At 69.9% G+C, this 23014-nt stretch carries 19 protein-coding genes; 15 read left to right on the forward strand and 4 right to left on the reverse strand.

The genetic code is table 11. The features are described from left to right. Positions 1 to 33 precede the first annotated feature (33 nt). The 5 genes from FEK34_RS08165 to FEK34_RS08185 all read left to right on the forward strand — a co-directional run bounded on the left by FEK34_RS08165 (position 34) and on the right by FEK34_RS08185 (position 4993). Positions 34 to 927: an alpha/beta hydrolase gene (locus FEK34_RS08165; protein ID WP_138447234.1), complete on the forward strand. Its 894-nt coding sequence runs from the start codon at positions 34 to 36 to the stop codon at positions 925 to 927. Between the two features lie 67 nt (positions 928 to 994). Next, on the forward strand, positions 995 to 1483 hold the full coding sequence (locus FEK34_RS08170; RefSeq protein WP_138447235.1) for a hypothetical protein: 489 nt from the start codon (positions 995 to 997) through the stop codon (positions 1481 to 1483). An 82-nt stretch (positions 1484 to 1565) separates the two neighbouring features. Beyond that, positions 1566 to 2429 carry a type I methionyl aminopeptidase gene (gene map, locus FEK34_RS08175; RefSeq protein ID WP_138447236.1) on the forward strand — a complete coding sequence of 288 codons (864 nt, stop codon included), beginning with the start codon at positions 1566 to 1568 and terminating at the stop codon, positions 2427 to 2429. A gap of 85 nt (positions 2430 to 2514) precedes the next feature. Beyond that, entirely contained in the window at positions 2515 to 4209 is a 1695-nt protein-coding gene (locus tag FEK34_RS08180; RefSeq protein WP_432760936.1) for a cobyric acid synthase, read from the forward strand. 220 nt (positions 4210 to 4429) lie between these two features. Then, complete coding sequence (locus FEK34_RS08185; protein ID WP_138447237.1) at positions 4430 to 4993, forward strand: alpha/beta hydrolase; 564 nt, start codon at positions 4430 to 4432, stop codon at positions 4991 to 4993. Here FEK34_RS08185 and FEK34_RS08190 read toward each other — a convergent pair. After that, positions 4973 to 6040: an alpha/beta hydrolase gene (locus FEK34_RS08190; protein WP_432760937.1), complete on the reverse strand. Its 1068-nt coding sequence runs from the start codon at positions 6038 to 6040 to the stop codon at positions 4973 to 4975. The genes FEK34_RS08185 and FEK34_RS08190 overlap by 21 nt on opposite strands. A 286-nt stretch (positions 6041 to 6326) precedes the next feature. Between FEK34_RS08190 and mqo the strand changes: the two genes are divergently transcribed. From mqo to FEK34_RS08225, 6 genes are all read left to right on the forward strand, one after another. Next, entirely contained in the window at positions 6327 to 7850 is a 1524-nt protein-coding gene (mqo, locus tag FEK34_RS08195) for a malate dehydrogenase (quinone) (protein ID WP_138447239.1), read from the forward strand. Between the two features lie 18 nt (positions 7851 to 7868). Continuing rightward, the gene (locus tag FEK34_RS08200) at positions 7869 to 8318 is read left to right on the forward strand and encodes a GNAT family N-acetyltransferase (protein WP_138447240.1); all 450 of its coding nucleotides are present in this window, start codon (positions 7869 to 7871) and stop codon (positions 8316 to 8318) included. Positions 8319 to 8608: 290 nt separating this feature from the next. Then, positions 8609 to 10525, forward strand: coding sequence for a magnesium chelatase subunit D family protein (locus tag FEK34_RS08205; RefSeq protein WP_249358928.1), 1917 nt, complete (start codon positions 8609 to 8611; stop codon positions 10523 to 10525). Positions 10526 to 10706: 181 nt separating this feature from the next. After that, the gene (gene cobO / locus FEK34_RS08210; RefSeq protein ID WP_138447241.1) at positions 10707 to 11321 is read left to right on the forward strand and encodes a cob(I)yrinic acid a,c-diamide adenosyltransferase; all 615 of its coding nucleotides are present in this window, start codon (positions 10707 to 10709) and stop codon (positions 11319 to 11321) included. 301 nt (positions 11322 to 11622) lie between these two features. Then, on the forward strand, positions 11623 to 13305 hold the full coding sequence (locus FEK34_RS08220) for a cobyrinate a,c-diamide synthase (RefSeq protein WP_138447242.1): 1683 nt from the start codon (positions 11623 to 11625) through the stop codon (positions 13303 to 13305). A gap of 79 nt (positions 13306 to 13384) precedes the next feature. Then, positions 13385 to 13837: a cobalamin biosynthesis protein gene (locus FEK34_RS08225; protein WP_249358865.1), complete on the forward strand. Its 453-nt coding sequence runs from the start codon at positions 13385 to 13387 to the stop codon at positions 13835 to 13837. A gap of 161 nt (positions 13838 to 13998) precedes the next feature. Here FEK34_RS08225 and FEK34_RS08230 read toward each other — a convergent pair whose 3' ends face one another. Both FEK34_RS08230 and FEK34_RS08235 read right to left on the reverse strand, forming a co-directional pair. Beyond that, positions 13999 to 15372 carry a DoxX family protein gene (locus FEK34_RS08230; protein WP_249358866.1) on the reverse strand — a complete coding sequence of 458 codons (1374 nt, stop codon included), beginning with the start codon at positions 15370 to 15372 and terminating at the stop codon, positions 13999 to 14001. Between the two features lie 124 nt (positions 15373 to 15496). Continuing rightward, positions 15497 to 16858, reverse strand: a complete 1362-nt coding sequence (locus FEK34_RS08235) for a DoxX family protein (RefSeq protein ID WP_138447244.1) — start codon at positions 16856 to 16858, stop codon at positions 15497 to 15499. 287 nt (positions 16859 to 17145) lie between these two features. On the opposite strand from FEK34_RS08235, the gene FEK34_RS08240 reads away from it, so the two are divergent. Together FEK34_RS08240 and FEK34_RS08245 are read left to right on the forward strand one after the other, a co-directional pair. Further along, positions 17146 to 18276, forward strand: a complete 1131-nt coding sequence (locus FEK34_RS08240; protein WP_138447245.1) for a phosphotransferase family protein — start codon at positions 17146 to 17148, stop codon at positions 18274 to 18276. Positions 18277 to 18284: 8 nt separating this feature from the next. Further along, complete coding sequence (locus FEK34_RS08245) at positions 18285 to 19412, forward strand: DUF7064 domain-containing protein (RefSeq protein ID WP_249358869.1); 1128 nt, start codon at positions 18285 to 18287, stop codon at positions 19410 to 19412. 21 nt (positions 19413 to 19433) lie between these two features. Here FEK34_RS08245 and FEK34_RS08250 read toward each other — a convergent pair whose 3' ends face one another. Next, the gene (locus tag FEK34_RS08250; RefSeq protein ID WP_249358870.1) at positions 19434 to 19982 is read right to left on the reverse strand and encodes a nitroreductase family deazaflavin-dependent oxidoreductase; all 549 of its coding nucleotides are present in this window, start codon (positions 19980 to 19982) and stop codon (positions 19434 to 19436) included. A 138-nt stretch (positions 19983 to 20120) separates the two neighbouring features. Between FEK34_RS08250 and cobA the strand changes: the two genes are divergently transcribed. Continuing rightward, a complete protein-coding gene (gene cobA / locus FEK34_RS08255; RefSeq protein ID WP_138447247.1) occupies positions 20121 to 21377 on the forward strand; it encodes a uroporphyrinogen-III C-methyltransferase in 1257 nt (418 codons plus the stop codon). Between the two features lie 148 nt (positions 21378 to 21525). Beyond that, complete coding sequence (locus FEK34_RS08260) at positions 21526 to 23010, forward strand: MFS transporter (RefSeq protein WP_249357847.1); 1485 nt, start codon at positions 21526 to 21528, stop codon at positions 23008 to 23010. The last annotated feature ends 4 nt before the right edge of the window (positions 23011 to 23014 follow it).

Raw genomic sequence — 23014 nt, forward strand, 5'->3', positions numbered from 1 at the left:
TACGTTACGACACGTAATTTATTTGGAGGCGTGATGCGGGTCGATACCGAATTCCTCAGCAATGGCGTGACCCTGCGCGGCTGGTTGTACCGGCCGCAGACCAGCCCGCCGACCGGCGCACCACTGGTGGTCATGACGCATGGGTTCGCCGGTGTCAAGGAATGGGTGGCGCCGTTCGCCGAGGTCCTGGCCGCCGCGGGCCTGGCATGCCTGGTGTACGACCATCCCGGCTTCGGGACGTCGGACGGCGCGCCCAGATACGAGGTGGACCCGCAGGCCCAGATCGACGGATACCGCGACGCGATCACCTTCGCGCAGAACCTCGACGGTATCGACCCGGATCGGATCGCGGTGTGGGGCACCAGCTACGCCGGCGCTCATGTGCTGGTCGTCGCCGCCACCGACCGGCGGGTGCGCGCCGTGGTCTCCCAGGTGCCGCTGACCGATGGCTGGTCCACCTTCAGCCGCCTCGTGCCGCCGCACATGATCCCGGTCCTGCACGAGGCCATCGCCGCGGACCGCCTCGCCGTCGCGGCCGGTAAACCGCATCAGACGATCAAGGCGGCCTCCGACGACCCCACCGAGATGGTCGCCATGCCCGGCCTCGAGGTGTACCAGTGGCTGATGGACAACGGCCCGCGCGTCGCCACCTGGCGCAATGAGGTGACGCTGTCCAGCGTCGACAAGTTCCAGTCCTATGCTCCGGAAGCGTTCATCCGACGGGTATCGCCTACTCCGTTGCTCATGATCGTCGCCGATCGCGACACCCTCACACCGACCGATATCGCGCTGGCTCGCTACCAGGAAGCGCTCGAACCCAAACAGCTGGAACTCATTCCGGGCGGTCACTTCTCGGTCTACGGCGAACAATTCGACCGGGCCGCGGGCGCGGCACGCGCCTTCCTCGCCGCCCACCTGCTCGGATGATCGTTGCGGCGTCGCCGGTGGCCCACCACTGGTTCGTGGCGGGCCTCGCTGCCCTGGAGGCCGAATCATGACGGTGCTGGCGCTGGCGATCGGCCCGGACGTTCTCGCGGCGGGCCGGGTGCGCGCCGGAGGCGTCCACGCCATCCGCTACAAGCCGCTACCCGCGACGCCGGCGTGGTGGTCCTGCCGCGAGCTGCTGCTCGATGTCGCCGGCGACGACGAGGTCACCGCAGTCGGGATCGCGTGCGCCGGGCGGATCGACGGACCGGCCCGCACGGTCGTGTGGACCGGAATCTCCGGCCGTTGCGGCGGATTCGGGATGGTCGCGGCGGTGCGGAAGATGTTCCCCGCGGCCGTGGTGCGCATGGGCACCGAAGGGCTGTGCGCGGCGCTTGCCGCGCACCAGCCCCATGGCGTCGCCGGGGTGGAGTCGGTGCTCGCCGGGGCCGAACTGCTCGCCACCATCGCCGAGGAACGCTCGCTGCTCAGCTGGCCGCCCGAGCAGGACGACGTTCGCCGCGCCCTGCCGCTCGGGCGGTGCGAGCAGTACCGGTAGCGGTGGCACGATCCACCAGGGGACGAGGTCGAGCGCGGGTGGGCGACGGCCCGCCGGCAGTGCGGGCCGCTAGGGTGGACCCATGTCCGTGCGCACCCGTCAGCCGCTAGTTCCCGGTACGCAATCGCCGATCCGGGAGGTTCCGCGCGCCATCGAGCGCCCGGAATACGCGTGGAAGAAGACCGTCAACGAAGGCCACGAGCCGTGGGTGCAGACGCCGGAGACGATCGAGAAGATGCGGGTCGCCGGCCGGATCGCGGCGCGGGCGCTGGAGGAGGCCGGTAAGGCCGTCGCGCCCGGCGTGACCACCGATGAGCTGGACCGGATCGTGCACGAGTACCTGTGCGATCACGGCGCCTACCCGTCGACGCTGGGCTACAAGGGTTTCCCGAAATCCTGCTGCACCTCGCTGAACGAGGTCATCTGCCACGGCATCCCGGACTCGACCGTCATCGAGGACGGTGACATCGTCAATATCGACGTCACCGCCTACATCGACGGCGTACACGGCGACACCAACAAGACCTTCCTCGCCGGCGATGTCGACGAGGAGGTGCGGCTGCTGGTCGAGCGCACCGAAGAGGCCACCATGCGCGCCATCAAGGCGGTGCGGCCCGGGCGTGCGCTCAATGTCATCGGCCGCGTCATCGAGTCCTACGCCAACCGCTTCGGCTACGGCGTGGTCCGCGACTTCACCGGCCACGGCGTCGGTCCCACCTTCCACAGCGGCCTGGTGATCCTGCACTACGACCAGCCCGCGGTGGATTCGGTGATCGAGCCGGGCATGACCTTCACCATCGAGCCGATGATCAACCTCGGCGGCATCGACTACGAGATCTGGGACGACGGCTGGACCGTGGTCACCAAGGACCGCAAGTGGACCGCGCAGTTCGAGCACACTCTCGTCGTCACCGATGCCGGCGCGGAAATCCTGACCCTGCCGTGAACGCGGCGGTCGGCGCGAGTTCCGCCGCGCGCGGATCGGGGTCGGCCGTGCGTGCGGTGCCCGCCGCGCACAGGCGGCCGCGAACGTGAGCGGGCCGGCCGTGAAGGGCGCGCTGCTGGTCGCGGGCACCACCTCGGACGCGGGTAAGAGCGTGCTGGTGGCCGGTATCTGCCGGATGCTGGCCCGGCGCGGGGTGCGGGTGGCGCCGTTCAAGGCGCAGAACATGTCGAACAACTCGGTCGTCACCCTCGACGGCGGAGAGATCGGGCGCGCCCAGGCCTTGCAGGCGCGGGCCTGCGGGCTCGAGCCGAGCGTGCGGTTCAATCCGGTCCTGCTCAAGCCGGGCAGCGACCGGCGCTCCCAACTGGTGGTGCGCGGACAGGCCGTCGATACCGTCGGCGCGGGCGACTATTTCCGGCATCGGCAGTGGCTGCGTGGCGTCGTCGCCGACGAACTCGCCGCGCTGAAAGCCGAATTCGACGTGGTGATCTGCGAGGGTGCGGGCTCACCCGCCGAAATCAACCTGCGCGCGACCGATCTGGCGAATATGGGACTCGCGCGTGCGGCCGGGCTGCCGGTGCTGGTGGTCGGCGATATCGACCGCGGTGGGGTGCTGGCGCACCTGTTCGGCACGCTGGCGATCCTGGAACCGGAAGACCAGCAGCTGATCTCGGGGTTCGTGATCAACAAGTTCCGCGGCGACGTCGAGCTGCTGCGCCCGGGACTGGATCAGCTGACCGCGCTCACCGGCCGCCCGACGCTCGGCGTCATCCCCTACAGCGACGAGCTGTGGATCGACGCCGAGGACTCGCTCGGCACCGTCGCCGACGCCCCGGTCGGGCGTCCGCGCCCGCCCATCGGCAGCGAATGGCTGACCGTCGCCGCCATCCGGTTGCCGCGCATCTCCAACTCCACCGACGTGGAGGCCCTGGCCTGCGAGCCGGGCGTCTCCGTGCGGTGGGTGAGCGAGCCGTCGCGATTGACCGGCGCCGACCTGGTGGTGCTGCCGGGCAGCAAGTCGACCGTGGACGATCTGCGCTGGCTGCGCCGCACCGGATTGGCCGACGCGCTGCGTGAGCGGGCTGCGGCGGGCGGGCCGATCCTCGGCATCTGCGGGGGCTATCAGATGCTCGGCACGCGCATCGTGGACGACGTGGAGTCGAGGGCCGGGACGGTCGACGGGCTCGGGCTGCTCGACCTCCAGGTGGAATTCGGCGAACCGAAGGTGCTGCGGCAGGTGGCGGGCGAATCGGCCGGAATCGCGGTGCACGGCTACGAGATCCATCACGGGCGGGTCCGGCGCAACGGCGAACATCACTGGCTGCGGTTGCTGCCGGAGGACGGCCACGGGCCGGGGCCGCGACAGGCTGCCGAACCTGCCCCGAGTGACGCGGGGACACCGGAACCGCGCGCCGCAGCGGGCGGGTCCGGCGCCGCGGGTATCCGTCTCGCCGACGCGGATGGTCTGCGGCCGGGAACACCGGAAGGCAGTGTCCGAGACGCCGTGTGGGGCACCCACGTGCACGGACTGATGGAATCCGACGCCTTCCGCCGGTCCTGGCTCACCGAGGTCGCCGCCCGCGCCGGCCGCACCGGATTCCGGGTCGCGCCCGACACCTCGGTCGCCGCCGTGCGGCTCGCGCAACTGGATCTGCTCGCCGATCTGGTGGAGCGGCATCTCGACCCGGACGCGCTCGAGCGTTTGATCGCGACCGGAGCACCGGCGGACCTGCTGACCGTCGCGGCTACCAGGATCGACGCGGTCGGTACCGGGCGCTGATCCGGTCGGTACCCGTGCGCGACCCAGTCGGCACCCGTGCGCGAGCCGGTCGGCGCCGTGCGCTGATCCGGCAGCCGCGGCTGGCCGTCGATCGGACTGGCTGACCTCGCGCCCGCGCACGGGACCGCCGGTGCGCGCTCATCTCCTGAAACCCGCCCGGACCAGCGGTTTCAGCTGACAACTCCCTACGGTTCGCGCCCGCGGTGTAGCGTCCTTCGGCATGAAGTCTCGGCGGATTGCGGTCGGCGACCGGGAATGGACGGTACGGGTCGACGGCCCGGAAACTCAGCACAGCGTCCTGCTGTTGCCCGACGCCGGGGACCCGCCCGATGTCTTCGACCGGGTGTGCGCGCGGCTGCACAATTCCGATCTGCGCACCATCGCGGTGGAGACGATCGATCGGCTCGACACCACCGGCGTCTACGCCATCCTGGACGAGCTCGGCGTGCCCTGGGTGAACGTCGCGGGGCGCGGTGCGGGCGCCAGCGTCGCCTGGCAGGTGTGCGCCACCGGATTCGGCCGGTTCATCAGCCTGGTCGTCGCCGACCGCGGCCATCCCGCCGTGCCGGACGCCGACGGCGCGGTGCTGGACCCGGAGTGCCGTGCGGTCGAACTGCCCACCACGGTGCTGGTCACCAAGTCGCTGCCGCGGTCGGTGGCCGACACCTCGGGCCGCTACGTCTACGGCGAGTACCGGGTGGTCGCCCTCGATGTCGACAATGTCGCCCTCGAAGCCGACCACGAGCTGGCCACCGAGATCGTGCTACGCACCAGCCTCTGGTGAGGCGGCCAGGCTGCGCCGGTAGCTCGTCAGCCAGTCCAGCCAGGCATCGAGTTCCTCGAATGCCTTGGCCAGCGGCTGCGCCGAGGACAGGAACACATCGTGGCGCGCGCCGTCGATCGGCACGATCGAGGTGCGATCACCCAGGCAGCCGGCCCAGCGCTGGATCTGCCTGACATCGAGCACCGCGTCGGCCACGTCCACGGCCGGGCCGTACTTGCGGGCGAACTTCGTCAACCGGGACCGCAGCAGCAGCGACGGCACCCCGATATCGAGACCGGCGTGCAGTTGCGCGTGTCCGCGGCGGATGGCACGCAACCAGCCGAAGCGCACCGGGAAACCGTGCAGCGGCTTCCAATCGAGGTTGTAGTCCCACTCGCCGGACGCGGTGTGGTGCAGGCTGGCGCCGTAGGCGTCGGTCTTGGCCAGCGGCAGCTCGTCGCGGGACCGGAAACGGCCGAGCGCGTGGATGATCGGGGTGCCGACCGTGCGGTAGTAGGACGGGCCCTGCAAATCGAACCAGGGACTGTTGAGCACCAGCCCGGTGATCCCGGCGGCCGCCGTGCCACCGGCCCGGTTCAACCGGTCCAGCCACAGCGGCACGACCAGCCCACCGGTCGAGTGGGCCACCAGCAGCACTTCCTTACCGGTCTCGGCGCGGATGATGCGCAATGCCTCGTCGAGTTCGGCGTCGTAGAGCGCCAGATCGCTGACATAGTGCGGCGTCTGCCCCTCGCGCAGCGACCGGCCGCACTTGCGCAGGTCGAGGGCATAGAACTGGTGCCCGCGGTCGGCGAAATGCTCGGCCAGATGCCGCTGGAAGAAGTAGTCGGTGAACCCGTGGACGTAGAGCACCGCGCTCTCGGTACTCGCCGCGGCGTCGCCACCGGCGGGGACGTGGCGCACCAGGGTGGCGACGGCCCGGCCCTCACCGTCGGGGTCGGCACCGAAGTCGAGGGTGCGCTGCTCGTAATCGGCGCCGAGGATATCGGGCTGCCAGTCGGCGGTCCGGGTGCCGGTGCGGGAATCGACCGAGGTCTCGTTCGTCACCACCTCAATCTAAGCGACACCGCGATCGCGGGCGAGCGGCCGCCCCGCCGACCGGGCGCAGCGACGCGCCGGGAGGAATCTTTGTCACATTCGCCGGGTTCGTTGCTGGTCTGCGCGGTGGTGAGGTGCACAATTGGCGGTAGGTGAACGGCGGGTAACCTACATCCCGCCGACGCCCGTGTCGGTGACGACACGGGATGTCGTTACAACCGCATAGTGCCCGTGCCCAGGCGGAGCCACCTCAGCCGGTGGGGCCGCGCACCAGGACAAGGAAGTCGATCTACCCGTGCCGAACGCTGACCTGACTGAAAAGACCGATGTAGTACTCATCGGTGCCGGCATCATGAGCGCCACCCTGGGTGCGCTGCTTCGTCAGCTGCAGCCGGACTGGTCGATCACGGTGTTCGAGCGCCTCGACGCCGCCGCGGCCGAGAGCAGCGACCCCTGGAACAACGCGGGCACCGGCCACTCGGCGCTGTGTGAACTCAACTACAGCCCGCAGAAGCCGGACGGCTCGGTCGACGTGAGCAAGGCCGTCGACATCAACGAGCGGTTCCAGGTTTCGCGCCAGTTCTGGGCCTACGCCGTGGAGAACGGTGTGCTCGGCGATCCGTCGCAGTTCATCAACCCGATCCCGCACGTCAGCTTCACCCACGGCGCCGACGATGTGCAGTACCTGCGCAAGCGCTACGAGGCGCTGGCCCCGCATCCGCTGTTCGCGGGCATGGAGTTCATCGACAGCCCCGACGAGTTCTCCCGCCGCCTGCCGCTGATGGCGCGTGGCCGCGACTTCTCCGAACCGATCGCGCTGAACTGGACCAATGGCGGCACCGATATCGACTTCGGCTCGCTGACCAAGCAGCTGCTGGCCTACATCGGCTCCGCCGGCGCCGATATCGCCTTCGGCCACGAGGTGCGCGACCTCAGCAAGCAGTCCGACGGCACCTGGCGGGTCAAGGTGCGCAACCTGCGCACCGGCAAGTCCCGCACCGTGGTGTCGAAGTTCGTCTTCGTCGGCGCCGGTGGCGGTGCGCTGCCGCTGCTGCAGAAGTCGGGCATCAAGGAGATCAAGGGCTTCGCCGGCTTCCCGGTCAGCGGTCAGTTCCTGCGCTGCACCAACCCCGAGCTGATCGCCCGCCACGACGCCAAGGTCTACGGCAAGGCCGCGGTCGGCGCCCCGCCGATGTCGGTGCCGCACCTGGACACCCGCGTCATCAACGGCAAGCCCGGCCTGCTGTTCGGCCCGTACGCCGGCTGGACCCCGATGTTCCTCAAGGACGGCAAGTACACCGACCTGTTCAAGTCGATCCGCCCGGGCAATATCGCCCCCATGCTCGGCGTCGGCGTCACCGAACTGGGCCTGGTGAAGTACCTGGTGTCCGAGCTGCTGAAGTCGGAGGCGGGCAAGGTCTACACCATGGAGGAGTTCATCCCCCGCGCCGAGGCCAAGGACTGGGAGATCATCACCGCCGGTCAGCGCGTGCAGATCATTCGCCGCAAGGGCATCGGCGGCGTGCTCGAACTGGGCACCGCCGTCATCGCGGCCCAGGACGGCACCATCGCCGGTCTGCTCGGCGCCTCGCCCGGCGCCTCGACCTGTGTCACCGCGATGCTCGATGTGCTGCAGCGCTGCTTCCCCCGCGAGTACGCCGACTGGACGCCGAAGCTGAAGGAAATGGTGCCCTCGCTCGGGGTGAAGCTGTCGGAGAACCAGGCGCTGTTCCAGGAGGTCTGGGACTGGACCTCCAAGGCCCTGCAGCTCGATTCCACCGCCACGCCGGGGACCGTGGGGGTCGCGCCGACGGCGTAGGTGTGATAGCAAGACGCGATGATGTCAACGGTTGCTCTCAAACGGTCATGGGCACAGGATCTCGATACCGCCACCCTGTACCAGCTGTTGAAACTTCGCGTCGAAGTCTTTGTCGTAGAACAGAAATGCGCGTACCCGGAGCTGGACGGACTCGACCTGCTACCGGAAACGCGCCACTTCTGGCTCGATGACGAAGGCGAGGTCATCGCGACCCTTCGGCTGCTCGAAGAGCACCACGACGGCGTGAAGTCCTTCCGCATCGGACGGCTGTGCACCGCGGTCCCCGCCCGCGGGCACGGCTACACGACCCGGCTGTTGCAAGCCGCGCTGGCCGAAGTGGGTTCGGACACCGTGCGCATCAACGCGCAGACCTATTTGATCGACCTGTACAGCAAGCACGGGTTCGAGGTCGACGGCGAGGAGTTCGTCGACGACGGGGTCCCGCACGTTCCCATGCGCAAGGGCTGACGCCCGATCGTCTGCGCCGGTATCGATCAGTTCGCGAACGCGAGTCGGCACCGGCGCAGATCGGGACAGCGAAAGCCATGCCCCGATCACCGTGCCGGGGCATCGACAGGCGTGCGGCGGTTCCGGAGGTCGGCGTCGGACCGGCCGGTCGGCCCGCCTAGAGTCGATGTGTGTCCGTGTCGCATGTCGAAACCGCAGAGTCGTCGTCCGCCGCAGGCCGCCCGCAGAGCGGAACCGGTAACGGTGACGAGGCCGGGTTCCCGTTCTCCGCGGTCGTCGGGCAGGAACGGCTGCAACTGGCGCTGATCCTGTGCGCGGTGCACCCCGGCATCGGCGGAGTGCTGGTGCGCGGCGAGAAGGGCACCGCCAAATCGACGGTGGTGCGGGCGCTGGCCCAGCTGCTGCCGCCGGTCGTGGACGAGACCGGCGCACGCCCGGCCCGGCTGGTGGAACTGCCGGTCGGCGCCACCGAGGACCGCGTGGTCGGCTCGCTCGACCTGGAACGGGTGCTGCGCGACGGCGAGCAGGCCTTCCGGCCCGGACTGCTGGCGGCCGCCCATCACGGCGTGCTCTACGTCGACGAGGTGAACCTGCTGCATGACCACCTCGTGGATGTGCTGCTCGACGCCGCCGCCATGGGCCGGGTGCACATCGAACGCGACGGCGTCTCGCATTCGCATCCCGCGCGTTTCGTGCTGGTCGGCACCATGAACCCGGAAGAGGGCGAGCTGCGGCCGCAGCTGCTGGACCGGTTCGGGCTGACCGTCGACGTGGCCGCCTCCCGCGACGTCGACGTGCGGATGGCGGTGGTACGCCGCCGCCTGGACTACGAGGCCGATCCCGACGGGTTCGCCGCCCGCTACGCCGCCGCCGACCGCGAGGTCGCCGAGCGCATTCTCACCGCCCGCGACCGGCTGCCCGAGGTCGCGCTCGATGATGTGGAGCTGCGGCGGATCGCGGCCCTGTGTGCCGCCTTCGACGTCGACGGTATGCGGGCGGATCTGGTGGTCGCGCGCACCGCCACGGCGCACGCCGCTTGGCGCGGCAGTGACACCGTCACCGAGGACGATGTGCGGGTGGCCGCCGAACTCGCGCTGCCGCACCGGCGCAGGCGCGACCCGTTCGACGAGCCGGGGATCAGCGACGACCAGCTCGACGAGGCCATGCGCGAGGCCGGCGAAGAAGCCGAGCGGGCGCCCGAGCCGGAAACCGAACCCGAGTCCGAGCACGCGCCCGCCGAGAACGACCCTGCCGCAGGCAACGCCCCCGACACCGAAGAGCCCGACGACGATCCCGAGGGCCCGCCGGATCCCCCTGGCGGCGGCCAGGATTCGCCGAAGAGCGGCGAGGGCGGGCAGTCGAAGCAGGGCCGCACCGGTACCCCCGCAACGACGTCGGCCAAGCCACCGCGCTGGGAGGTGCCCGGCGTCGGCGAAGGCGCTCCGGGCCGTCGCTCGCGCGCACAGACCAGACAGGGCCGGATGGTCCGCCCGGACACCGACACCACCGGTGGTTTGCATCTGCTCGGGACTGTTTTCGCCGCCGCGCCACATCAGCATGCGCGCGGCCGGGCCGGCGGGCCGCTGAGGTTGGCGGCCGAGGATCTGCGCGGCGCCTATCGCGAAGGGCGCGAAGGCAATCTGGTGGTCTTCGTGGTCGATGCCTCCGGATCCATGGCGGCGCGTGATCGGCTCTCGGCGGTGACCGGCGCGGTGGTCGCGTTGCTGCGCGATGCGTATCAGCGGCGGGACAAGGTCGCGGTGATCACCGTGCGCGGGGCCGAGGCGGAGCTGGTGCTGCCGCCGACGTCATCGGTCGATATCGCGGTGCGGCGGCTGGCCGGAATGCGTACCGGCGGAAAGACTCCGCTCGCCGCCGGGCTGCTGAAGGCGCGCGAGGTGGTGTTGCGCGAGCGAGTGCGCGATCCGCGCCGCCGCCCGATGCTCGTGCTGCTGACCGACGGTCGCGCCACCGGCGGCACCGATCCGGTCCTCCGGGCGCGTGCCGCGGCAAGGTTGCTCGCGGCCGAGGCGGTGACGGCGATGGTCGTCGATTGCGAGCGCGGCATGATCCGGCTCGGCCTGGCCGCTGAACTGGCCCGCGAACTGCGCGGTGACTGCGTGCGCCTGGGTGAGCTGACCGGCGAGGCGGTGGCCGGGGTGGTGCGAGAGTCCGCGCGAGTCGGCGGGGCGATCCGGGCGGCGTGAGCACGTGGCGCGCAGTCCCAGGGCCGCGGCTCGACCGTCATGGACGTCGTGAGCCGGCGTGCGATCGGATTCGCACCAGGCCGAGTCAGCGGTGCGGAGCGGGATGCGCCTGGCAGACGCTGCGCAGCTGACCGGCTACGCGTGTGCGACTGCGAAATACAGGAATCAGTGAGGAGATTCGATGCCCAAGGGTGTGCCGGAGACGGTTCCCGACGACGGTCTGACCACGCGACAGCGCCGTAACCAGCCGGTGCTCGCCGTGCACACCGGTCCGGGCAAGGGCAAGTCCACCGCCGCGTTCGGGATGGCGCTGCGGGCCTGGAACCAGGGCTTCGATATCGCGGTGTTCCAGTTCGTGAAGAGCGCCAAATGGAAGGTCGGCGAGGAGGCGGCCTTCCGCACCCTCGGCCGCCTGCACGAGGAGACCGGCGCCGGTGGCGCGGTGGAATGGCACAAGATGGGTGAGGGCTGGTCCTGGACCCGCAAGCACGGCACCGAGGAAGATCACGCCGCCGCCGCACTGGCCGGATGGCAGGAGATCGCCCGGCGCCTGTCCGCCGAACAGCACCGGTTCTACGTGCTGGACGAGTTCACCTACCCGCTCAAATGGGGCTGGGTGGAGGTGGACGAGGTGGTCGAGACGCTGCGTAACCGCCCGGGCAACCAGCACGTCGTGATCACCGGCCGCGACGCCCCGCCCGCTCTGATCGAGGCCGCCGACCTGGTGACGGAGATGACGAAGATCAAGCACCCGATGGACGCCGGGCGCAAGGGCCAGCGCGGGATCGAATGGTGAGAGCCGGACGCGGGGGCCGGTGCCGTTCGGCGCGGTGGGGGCGCGAGGATCGGGGCGGCAATCCACGCCGGCGTCCCACACAGTTACGCGCCGCCGTCGCTGAGCCGATCCGGCTCGAGCACCGGTATCGTCCCGGAGCCGGAGCCGGAGCCGGAGCCGGAGCCGGAGCCGGAGCCGCAGCCGGAGCCGCAGCCGCAGCCGCCGGGGCCTGTGCCGGCGCGGTTCCTGATGCCGGTGTCGGCGCTGTTCCCGCCGCCGCTGATATCGCTGCTGCGGTCGGCGCGACTTCTCGGAGCCCGCGATGAGCGCACCCGCAATCGTGATCGCCGCTCCCGCCTCGGGCAGCGGCAAGACGACCGTGGCGACGGGCCTCGTCGGTGCGTTGCGGCGCGCCGGGCATCGGGTGGCGCCGTTCAAAGTCGGCCCCGACTACATCGACCCCGGCTATCACGGGCTCGCGGCCGGGCGTCCTGGACGCAACCTGGACCCGGTGCTGTGCGGCGCCGAGCGGGTGGTGCCGCTGTACCGGCACGGGTCGGCCGGATGTGATCTCGCGGTGGTCGAGGGCGTGATGGGCCTGTTCGACGGCCGCATCGACGCCGCCGACGTCAGTCCGGTGGCCGAGGGGTCGACGGCTCAGGTCGCGGCGATGCTCGGCGCGCCCGTGGTGCTGGTGGTCGACGCCAGGGGCCACAGCCAGAGCCTGGCCGCGCTGCTGCACGGATTCGCCACCTACGACAGCTCCATCCGGCTCGGCGGGGTGATCCTCAACCGGGTCGGCAGCGAACGCCATGAGCAGGTGCTGCGCGCGGCCTGCGATCGGGTGGGACTACCCGTGCTCGGCTCGTTGCCGCGCATGGCCGAACTCGAAGTCCCGTCCCGCCACCTCGGGCTGATCCCGGCCGTCGAACACGGGGCTGCCGCGACCGCCGCGGTGTCCGCGATGACCGATCTGGTCGCGGCCCACGTCGATCTGGGCGCGATTGCGGCCCTGGCCGCGTCCTCGGCGGCCGGTCCGGCGTGGAGCCCGGAAGCGGCCCTGTATGCCGGGGCGACAAGCGAATTCCGCCGTGTGCCTCACCCCGAAGGAGCGAACGAGCTCGACCGGAGCGCCGAGAGCGGCGACGATGGCCGCAGCTCTGGTCCAGTGCACGGGAGGTCCCGTGGTCCTGCGATTCACGAAGAGGCGGCGGATGGGTCAGATAGCAGCCGCGCAGTCGCTGGATCCGCCCAGGAACCGGCAGCGTTCGGCACCGCGAGCCCGGCCGATCCCGACCGCGCGATCGCCTCACCCGGCGGTCGGCTGATCGCGACGACCAGTGACGGCGGGCTGATCGCGATGACCGGCGACGGCCCGGTGATCGCGATGGCCGGGGGAGCGGCGTTCACGTTCGGGTACGCCGAGCACCGGGAGTTGCTAGACGCGGCGGGCGCACGCGTGGCGGTGTTCGACCCGCTGCACGACGAACTTCCCGCGGGCACGGCGGGGTTGGTTTTGCCCGGAGGGTTCCCGGAAGAGCATGCCGCCGACCTCGCCGCGAACACCCGACTGCTCGCGGCGGTGGCGGCAGCGGCGCAGCGGGGGATGCCGATCCACGCCGAATGTGCGGGACTGCTGTATCTCACCCGCTCGCTGGACGGGCATGCCATGGCCGGAGTCATCGATGCCACAGCCGAATTCGGCCCACGCCTGACCCTCGGCTACCGCGACGCCGTCGCCCTGGTCGACTCGCCGTTGTGGCGCGCCGGCGAACGCGTACGAGGCCACGAATTCCACCGCACCCGGCTGATCGGCACCGGGGCCGACGAACCGGCCTGGGGCTGGCACACCGCCGGTGCCCGGCTCCGCGAAGGCGCCGTCGTGCACCGGGTCCACGCCTCCTACCTGCACACCCACCCGGCCGGAAACCCCGAATCGGTCCTCCGATTCGTCACCGCCACCGCTGATTTCGCCCGCGCCGATGCCGTCACACGGGTCGACTAGCGGCATCGGCGAGAGGCAGGTGCCGGCATCGCCCGCGCCGGCGTCAGCCCGACTGGATCGTGACATCGGCGACGGATCGGTGCCGCCGCCGAATTCGCCCGCACCGATTCCGTTACCCGAGCGGAGCAGCGGGGCCAGTGACAGCGCACCTGCTGGTCGGCTCGAGCTGGCCGTCGGGCTGGGGCTGCGCCCAGGGACGACGGCCGAGCGAATCATCGCCGCGGTCCGAACCGTGCTCGGCGCACACCCGATCGCCTGCCTCGCCACCGTCGACCGGCGTGCGGCCGAGCCGGGGCTTCGGGCCGCCGCCGCCGAATTCGGCGTCCCCCTTTATTCGTTCACGCCCGCCGAGCTTGCCGCTGTGCAGGTACCGAATCCGTCCGCCCACGCGATGGATGCGCTGGGTATCCCCGGCGTGGCCGAGGCGGCGGCGTTGCTGGCGGGGACCGGGGGACTGGTGTTCAGCCGTCGGATCGTCGCCGGTGTGGTGATTGCCGCGGCCGCTGACGGTTCACAGGTGCCCGACGCGTAGCCGCGCCGAGGCCGAACGGCGTCCCCGCGGTTGGGCACTGACCATCAGCCGCCGGGTTGCGCAGATGGTCGCTGCTCACCGGCACCGGTGCTCGCCACGAAGCTGTCCCGGGGGGCGAAGGCGGCACCGGCCTGCGCGCGCTGTTCGCGCAGAGCCCCGTCCTATTCCAGATGCGGCGCCCGCTGAGTCCAGTGGAATCCGCGTTCGATCAGTGCGAACCGCTCGAGCGGAATCTCGTCCAGCACCATATGCACCTGCCGAATTCCCAAGGTGCCGTCGAGGATCAGCCGGTCCGGCGCCGGTTGCTCATAGGTGAATCTGCCGAGCTGCCACTGGCCGGCGGGGTCGCGGAACAAGGTGATGGTGCGCTGTCCGGGGTCCACTTCTGCGGGCACCCAGGTGAGCGCGTCGTCCATGCCTTGCAGGTGGACGCCGTCGACGGTGTCGAAGACGATGCGGCGCAGCCGGCCGGCGGTCGGGTCGGCGAAGGGATTCGGCTCGGTGAGCAGCGGCGGCACCGGCTGACCGGCGACGGAGTACTCGGTGACCGTCCAGATGCCGTACAGCGGTGATCGCGGTCGTGCCGAACCATAGGCATGCCAGGCATCCCAGCCTTCGAGCGCCGTCGTCACCAGCAGCCACAGGCCCAACAGCACCTGTGCGGCCGTGGCGAAGCGATTCGCTCGCACGGTACCGAACAGGGGCGCAGGGGTGGACGGCGCGACTGCCCGGCCGGAGAACAACACCGTTGCCAGACGCCGGCTTTCGGGAGCGAGCAACGCCAGCGAAAGCAGCAGCATGTGGAAGCTGAACAACTTCACCGGCACATCGAAGGTCATATTGAGCAGGAACACCTGCGCCATCGCGACGGTCGACAGCAGCGCCCCCGCGGTGACCGTCGCGGGCAGGATCAGCAGCAGCCCGGCGCCGATCTCCGCGCAGCCGAGCGCGATCTCATAGGGCTCGGACGCCGCGGTCTGCGACCACAGCACACCCATCGGGGTCATATCGCCGAACGGTTCGATCAGCCGGTGCAGTGCGAAGGTCATCTGCGACGGCATGACCTTGACCATCCCGTACAGCATCAATGCCCCGGCCAGCGCGAACCGCAGCAGCACCCGGAACCAGCCGTCCAGGCGGCGGTAATCGGTGCGTCGCCGGTCGAGCACGCTCCAGATCGCTGTCGCGACGGCCGCCACGACCAGCCAGCTGAACGCGGCCACCCACAGCGTGACGGTGTCGCCGCTGCCGGTCGGTGCGTACCCGAGCGGTTCCTCGATCCCGAACAGGTGCGCGGCGAACCAGTCGGTCAGCGGCGGCAGCGACCACCACCGGCCGAGGGTGAGCACCGCTGTTTCCTCAACGCCGACCGAGCGCAGCAGTTGCGCGAGCAGCCACTGGGCGGCGGTGCCGATCCCGAGATAGACGAACACGAACCGGAACAGCACGCGGGTCGCCGGATGCCACGCGGGCGCGGCCGGGGGACCGTCATCCTGTTCTCGCACCGGTGCCTGCGACTCGACCAGGGTTGCCACTGTTCACCTTTCCCGACTCCGCACCTCACATGAGGTCGCCCTGGCACGCTATGTCAGATCGGGGGTGCGCCGCGCCCGGGAAAACCTGTGCCCCCATCGTCGGGTGCACAGGTCTTCGGGGGTCTCAGCGGAAGTCGGGGTATTCCTGGACCCAGCGGAATCCGCCGCTGCGCAACGGGAAAGATTCCAGGTCCATCTGGTTCAGCACAATGCTGGTCGGGGCGCCGTTCAGCTCGCCGGTCAAGCGCAACTGCTCGGGAGCCGGGCGGTCGAAGGTGAAGGTGGCGATCGGCGCCGGCGGCGTATCCGGCGTCGGCGGCGCGGTGAGAGTGAGGGTGTGCGCCCCGGTATCGATGGTGGCCGAGACGGGCGTCAACTCACCGTCCATTCCCTGGATGAACATCACTCCGGGATCTTCGAAAACCGCGCGCTGCCAGCGGGTCTCATCGGTCAGCATGGGCGGTACCGGCTGGCCCGCGGTGCTGAACTCGCTGACGTTCCAGATCCCGTACAGCGGTGATTTCTCCCGGCCACCGCCGAACTCGTCCCAGGCCCGCCAGGTCGTGTCCACCACACCGATCAGCATCCAGACACCGATCAATACCTGAACCAGGGCGGCGATCCGGTTGGCCTTGGCGCTGCCGAACAGGCGCGGCTGCGTCGCGGGCTCCGAGGGCCGCTCCAGGACCAGGATGTCGGCCAGCCGCCGCGCTTGCGGTGCGAGCAGCAGCAACGACAGCAACAGCAAATGGAACGACAGGATCTTGACCGGCACGTCGAAGGTCATGTTCAGCACGAACACCTGCGCCATGCTCACCACGCTCAGCATCGCGCCGAGGGTGGCGGTCCGCGGCCAGAACAGCAGCAGGCCCGCCAGCACCTCGGCGATCCCGAGCAGCACCTGATAGGCCGGCGATGAGCCGACCTGCAACCACAGCACCGAGGTGATGCTGAAATCGCCGTAGGGCCGCAGCAGTGCGGTCAGCGGCGGCTCGGGCATCTGCGTCGGGATGGCCTTGGCCATGCCGTAGAACAGCATCTGACCGGCCAGGCACAGCCGGATGACGGTGAAGAACCAGGCACTCAGCCGTGGGTAGCCGGTGCGGCGCCGGTCGAGCACCGACCAGATCAGCGTCGCCGCCACCGCGACCATCAGAATGCAGAACATCATCAACCAGATGACGGTCTGGTCGCCGCTACCCGAATCCTCGTGCAACACCGCATCGACGCCGAACACCTCGCGCCCGACCCACTCGAGCGCCGGCGACAGCAGATCCATCTGCCACATGACCGCCCGCTCCGGCAGCCACTGAGCGACGATGCCGGTGAACGCGAAGGTGATCTGGGCGAACAACAGGCAGAACAACCCGAAATAGGCGAAGCAGAACCGGAACGCGATGCGCGTGAGCGGATGCCACGGGCGAGGCTCGGCCGCCTCGGCGGGAGCCGCACCATCTTGCCGCTCGAGAACTTCGACGCCGACCACTGGCAGCCCCTTACTGTGCCGATCCGATGCGTGTGCCGAACGTATCGACAACCGGGCGCGGTCCACCACCGGAGAAACCCCGAGTGAAACCCCCATTTTCGAGTCATTCATGGGATGTATGTGGCGTCATCCTTTCGGCGTATGCCGCCTGTGCGATCGGTGGCCGCGCACCTATTTCCCGCTTTCGCCGAAGGCAAACTTGAAACGCGTTACAGTTTCCGCATCCACGGCATGACGCCGGAGGCGCCGGCTCGCGCGCCCGGCTGTACGGCATCAGGAGGACGATGATGGCCGACGATCCCGCACCCACCGAACAGCGTCGGCTGACCACCAGCGATCGTGATCTCGACTCGTTCGCCGCCGACCTGGCGCGCTGGCTCGGCGAACGCGTCGGCGCCGACGCGCCACCGTCGATCTCCGGTCTGTCCCGGCCGCAGGCGGGCGGGATGTCGAGTTCGACGGTGCTCTTCGACGCCGAGTGGACCGTGTCCGGTCAGCGCGAGGGCGGATCGTTCGTGGCCAGGATGGCGCCGGAGGACGAATCGTTCCCGGTGTTCGAAACCTACGATCTGGCAACGCAATACCAGGTGATGGCCGCTGTCGCGGAAGCGACGGATCTGCCGGTGCCGCGGCTGCGCTGGCTGGAGAACGATCCCGGCGTACTGGGCACCCCGTTCTTCGTGATGGACCGGGTCGAGGGCCGGGTGCCGACGGATAACCCGCCGTATGTCTTCGTCGGCTGGCTCTTCGACGCCACCGTCGAGGAGCGGGCGCGGTTGACCGATGCCACGGTCGAGGTCATCGCGAAGGTGCACGCCATTCCCGATCCGGTGCGGCGGTTCCCGATGCTGGCCGGGCCCGGCGACGCGCTGCGCCGCCACGTCGACGCCCAGCGCGCCTGGTACCGCTGGGCCCTCGCCGATGACGGCTACCGGATCCCGATCATCGAGCGCGGCTTCGAGTGGCTCGAGGCGCACTGGCCCGCCGATCCCGGCCCCGACGTGCTGACCTGGGGCGATGCCCGCCCCGGCAATATCATCTACCACGGATTCGAGCCCGCCGCGGTGCTCGACTGGGAGATGGCCGCCATCGGCCCGCGCGAACTCGACGTGGCCTGGATCATCTTCCTGCACCGGTTCTTCCAGGACATCGCCACCCGCTTCGACCAGCCCGGGTTGCCCGATTTCCTGCGGCGGTCGGACGTGGTGGCGAAATACGAGGCTGTCAGCGGCCATACCGTGCGCGATCTCGACTTCTACCTGGTCTACACCGCGCTGCGGCACGCCATCGTGATGGCCAGGATCAAGCGCCGGATGATCCATTTCGGCGAGGACACCGACACCGACGACCGCGACGACTACGTGATGCACCGGGCGAGCCTGGAAGCGCTGCTCGACGGAACCTACGAATGGGATTGAGCGACACCATGACCGATTCCTCCCGCGTCCCCGGCTCGTCTCCGGCACCCCTGGACGAATTTCCCATCCACCAGACGCCGCTGTCGTTGGCCCGGGTGGCCAGCAGCGACCGCAATTTCTACGACCGCAGCTACTTCAACGCCCACGACCGCGACGGCGGCACGATGCTGGTCACCGGGTTCGGCGTCTACCCGAACCTCGGTGTCACCGACGCGTATCTCGCGCTGCGCGACGGGAATACGGTACGCACGGTGCGTTTCTCGGACGCCCTCGGCGACCGCAGCCTGGACATGCGGGTCGGCGGCTACCGCATCGAGGTGCTCGAACCGTTGCGGCGGCTGCGGCTGGTGTGCGAGCACGAGGAGCTCGCCGCCGACCTGACCTGGACCGGCGCCTTCCCCACCGTGCAGGAGCAGCCGCATCTGATCCTCAACGGCAACCGGCCGATCATCGAGGCCTCGCGGTTCGCGCAGGTCGGGTCCTGGTCGGGCACCCTGCATCTCGACGGCCGCGAGGTCACCGTCGATCCCGCGGTCTGGACCGGCACCAGGGACCGGTCCTGGGGCATCCGGCCCGTCGGCGAATCCGAACCGCCGGGGCGGGCGGCCGCGGAACCGTCGGGCGGATTCTGGTGGTTGTACATGCCGTTGCGCTTCGACGATTTCGCGATCGTCGTCATCGTGCAGGAAGAACCCGACGGCAGGCGCACCCTCAACGACGCCACCCGGGTCTGGCCGGATGGACGCATCGAGCAGCTCGGCTGGCCGCGCGTCTCGATCGACTACCGCTCCGGCACCCGGTTGCCCACCGCGGCCCGTATCGAACTGACCACACCGGACGGCAAACCGCTCGACGTGGAAGTCCGGACGGTGACCGATATCCCGCTGCACGTGGGCTGCGGCTACGGCGGCGACCCGGACTGGCAGCACGGGCAGTGGAAGGGCCGCGACTGGAGCTCGAGCGACCGCTACGACCTCACCGACCCCGCCGTCGCCGGGCGCATCCCGTACGGCGTCATCGACCATGTCGCGCACGCCCGCTGCGGCGAGGCCGAAGGCTGGGGACTGTTCGAGCACGCGAGCATCGGACGGCACGACCCGACCGGATTCGCGGACTTCCTGTCCGTGGCGCCCTGAGCGCGGCGCGCCGACCCGCCGCTACACCGGCGTCAGGTCGATGACGACCGGAATCCCGTTGTCGAACCAATGCTGATGCAGGCGTTGGATCTTGGCGCGCGTCGGTCTGCCCGCGACATGAAAGCGATACTCGGCGTAGTCGAACGGCTTCACCGCGGTGGTGTAGATCTGTCGCGCATGCGCGGCCTCGACCGGGTCGGTGATCTCCCTGGCGACGCCGGTCCTGGTCCCGCCGGGGATCTTCAGCCGCACCTTCGGGTCGGCGCGGATATTGCGCAGCCAGGCGGCGATCGATTGTTCCTTGGGCAGGCCGGTCATGATCGGGCCGAGCATCACCAGATAGGCCCGGTCGCCGTCGAGGACCGCCCGCACGCAGCGGCTGCGCGGCTTGCCGGACTTGCGCCCGGTTGTCGTGAGGATCCCGAAGTTGGCGGGTGTCCGCAGCCGGAACAGCGGTGCTTGCAACGCACTCAACGTGCGACCGCCTCGCGGGGAATGAATGAACGGATTGCGGGCGCGCTCCACCGGTGCCGGTAGATCGCCGGTACCCATGTTCTCGTCGTCGCTCATCGTGCACCACCTGACCCGGGGTGTGACCGTCGGAACGGCTCGACGATACGCCGAGCGGCAGGGGTGCGAGGCGCTTCGGGTGCGGTCCGCCCGGGTACCTGCGGCCGGTGCCGGACGCGCCCCGTAATCTCGACACTTGTGCCGAACACGTCAGCCGATACCGAGGACCAGCCAGCGGGCGACCCGAACTACCTGGTCGGGCTCGATCTGAACGGGCGAAGGGTTGTCGTCGTCGGCGGCGGGACCGTCGCCCAGCGCAGGCTCGGGCTGCTCATCGCCTCTGGTGCGGACGTGCACGTCATCAGCCGCGAGGCCACCCCGGCGGTCGAAGGCATGGCCACCTCCGGTCAGCTGACGCTCACCCTGCGCGCCTACACCGACGGCGATCTCGACGGCGCCTGGTACGCGATCGCCTGCACCGACGAACCCGAGACCAATGCGGCCGTGGTCGCCGAGGCCGAACGCCGCCGCGTCTTCTGTGTGCGCGCCGACAACGCCCGGCTCGGCACCGCCGTCACCCCCGCCACCGCCCGCTTCGACGGCCTCACCCTCGGTGTGCTGGCCGGCGGCAGGCACAAGCGTTCGGCGGCGGTGCGCAACGCGCTGCTGGAAGCGCTGCAATCGGGTGTGGTGACCGATGATTCGACCCCGGTCGCGCCGGGCGTCGCACTGGTCGGCGGTGGGCCCGGCGATCCGGACCTGATCACCGTGCGTGGCCGGAGGTTGCTCGCGCGCGCCGATCTCGTCGTCGCCGACCGGCTCGCACCGCCGGAACTGCTGGCCGAACTCGGCCCCGACGTCGAGGTCGTCGACGCCGCCAAGATCCCGTACGGGCGGGCCATGGCGCAGGAGGCGATCAACACCACGCTGGTGGAGGGCGCCAAGGCGGGCAAGTTCGTGGTGCGGCTCAAGGGCGGCGACCCGTATGTGTTCGGCCGCGGTTTCGAAGAGGTCGAGGCGTGTGTGGCCGCCGGTGTACCGGTCACCGTGGTGCCGGGCATCACCAGCCCCATCGCGGTGCCCTCGGCCGCCGGTATCCCGGTCACCCATCGCGGGGTCACCCATGAATTCGTGGTGGTCAGCGGGCATGTGGCGCCGGATCACCCGGACTCGCTGGTGGACTGGCCCGCGCTGGCGCGGCTGCGCGGCACCCTGGTGCTGATGATGGCCGTGGAGCGGATCGAACAGTTCGCCGATGTGCTGCTCGCGGGCGGGCGGCCCGCCGACACCCCGGCCACCGTCATCCAGGAGGGCACGCTGCGCACTCAGCGGGTGCTGCGCGCCGATCTGGCGACCGTCGCCGAGCGGGTGCGCGCCGAGGGCATCCGCCCGCCCGCGATCGTGGTGATCGGACCCACCGCGGGCTTCTCCGTGGACTCCGCCGCCCGCGACTGAGCGGTATCGGCCGCCCGCCGATAGTCGTCCGGGCCACGGCCGGCGCCCTCGGCAGGACAGGTGGCCGACCGCAACGACCGGACGCGCGAGCAGCCCCGCCCGACGTACCGGGCGGCATGCTTGTGACCGTCGATTACAGTGACTCCCTGTGCTCGACAAAGCCGCTGCTACGACGCAGTACCCCGTGACGCGGCGGGCCTTCGGGCTCGCGATCCTCGTCCTGAGCGGACTCCAGCTCATGGTGGTGCTCGACGGCACCGTGGTGATCCTGGCGCTGCCGCGGTTGCAGGAGGAGATGGGGCTGTCCAGCTCCGGCAGCGCCTGGATGGTCACCGCCTACGGCCTGCCCTTCGCGGGGCTGATGCTGCTCGGCGGCCGGATCGGCGATTCCTTCGGGCGGCGGCGGATGTTCCTGCTCGGTGTCTCGCTGTTCACGCTGGCCTCGCTGCTGTGCGGGCTGGCGCAGAACGAAGGCATGCTGATCGCGGCCCGCGCCTTCCAGGGCACCGGCGCCGCGCTCGCGGCCCCCACCGCGTTCGCCTTGGTGGCCAGCACGTTCGCACCGGGGCCGGTGCGCAACCAGGCCTTCGCGATCTTCGGGTCGATGGCGGCGCTCGGCTCGGTCGGCGGCCTGGTGATCGGCGGCGCTCTCACCGAGGTGAGCTGGCGGTGGATCTTCCTGATCAATGTGCCCATCGGCGCGCTCATCATCCTCGGCGCCGTGATCGCCCTGCGCGACACCACCCATCAGCGGCTCACCCTCGACGTGCGCGGCGCGATCCTCGGCACCCTGGCCTGCGCGCTGATCGTGTTCGGCGCGACCGAGGGGCCGGAGTTCGGCTGGGACAGCCCCTACGTCATCGGCTCCTTGATCGGCGGTGTGGTGCTGCTGGTGGTGTTCGTCCTCGCCGAACGCGCGGTGACCAACCCGCTGCTGCCGTGGTCGCTGTTCGATCACCGCGACCGCAACGCCACCTTCGTCATCATCCTGCTCGCCAGCGGCGTGCTCGGCGCCACCACCTACTTCGCCGGACTGTTCGTGCAGAACGTGGTCGGCTACAGCCCGCTGGTGGCGGGATTGTCGTTCATCCCGTTCACCGTCGGCATCGGTATCGGCGGTGCGCTGTCGTCGAAGCTGGCGATGATGGTCGCGCCGCGCTGGCTGCTCAGCGGCGCCGCCGTGATCCTGGTGGCGGGGCTGGGCTTCGGCTCCACACTCGACGGCGACGTCAGCTATGTGCCGACCCTGCTCGGGCTGTTCCTGGTGATCGGTTTCGGCATGGGCCTGGCCATCGTGCTCATCCCGCTGTGCGTGCTCGTCGGGGTGCCGCAGGACGAGATCGGTCCGCTCTCGGCGATCGGCCAGATGTTCCTGAGCCTCGGCACCCCGATCGCGATCGGTCTGCTGACACCGCTGGCGGCCTCGCGCACGCTGTCCGAAGGCGGCCGCACCGGTAAGCCCGCGGATATGACCGCGGCCGAACTCGTCGCGCTCGGCAGCGGATACACCCTGGTGCTGTTCGTGGCGGCCATCGGCGCACTGCTGGTCGGGCTGCTCGCGCTGACCCTGCGCTACACCCCGCAGGAAGTCGCGCAGGCTCAGCACGCTCAGGAAGAAGCCCAGCAGGCCTGAGTCC

It is taken from the genome of Nocardia cyriacigeorgica, assembly GCF_005863245.1.
Lineage (GTDB): Bacteria > Actinomycetota > Actinomycetes > Mycobacteriales > Mycobacteriaceae > Nocardia > Nocardia cyriacigeorgica_C.

What these genes read in the sequence shown, in the direction of transcription:
- FEK34_RS08165 (WP_138447234.1), top strand. Translation starts at nt 34, where the DNA reads ATGCGGGTCGATACCGAATTCCTCAGCAATGGCGTGACCCTGCGCGGC.
- FEK34_RS08170 (WP_138447235.1), top strand. Translation starts at nt 995, where the DNA reads ATGACGGTGCTGGCGCTGGCGATCGGCCCGGACGTTCTCGCGGCGGGC.
- map (WP_138447236.1), top strand. Translation starts at nt 1,566, where the DNA reads ATGTCCGTGCGCACCCGTCAGCCGCTAGTTCCCGGTACGCAATCGCCG.
- FEK34_RS08185 (WP_138447237.1), top strand. Translation starts at nt 4,430, where the DNA reads ATGAAGTCTCGGCGGATTGCGGTCGGCGACCGGGAATGGACGGTACGG.
- FEK34_RS08200 (WP_138447240.1), top strand. Translation starts at nt 7,869, where the DNA reads ATGATGTCAACGGTTGCTCTCAAACGGTCATGGGCACAGGATCTCGAT.
- cobO (WP_138447241.1), top strand. Translation starts at nt 10,707, where the DNA reads ATGCCCAAGGGTGTGCCGGAGACGGTTCCCGACGACGGTCTGACCACG.
- FEK34_RS08220 (WP_138447242.1), top strand. Translation starts at nt 11,623, where the DNA reads ATGAGCGCACCCGCAATCGTGATCGCCGCTCCCGCCTCGGGCAGCGGC.
- FEK34_RS08240 (WP_138447245.1), top strand. Translation starts at nt 17,146, where the DNA reads ATGGCCGACGATCCCGCACCCACCGAACAGCGTCGGCTGACCACCAGC.
- FEK34_RS08245 (WP_249358869.1), top strand. Translation starts at nt 18,285, where the DNA reads ATGACCGATTCCTCCCGCGTCCCCGGCTCGTCTCCGGCACCCCTGGAC.
- FEK34_RS08250 (WP_249358870.1), bottom strand. Translation starts at nt 19,982, where the DNA reads ATGAGCGACGACGAGAACATGGGTACCGGCGATCTACCGGCACCGGTG.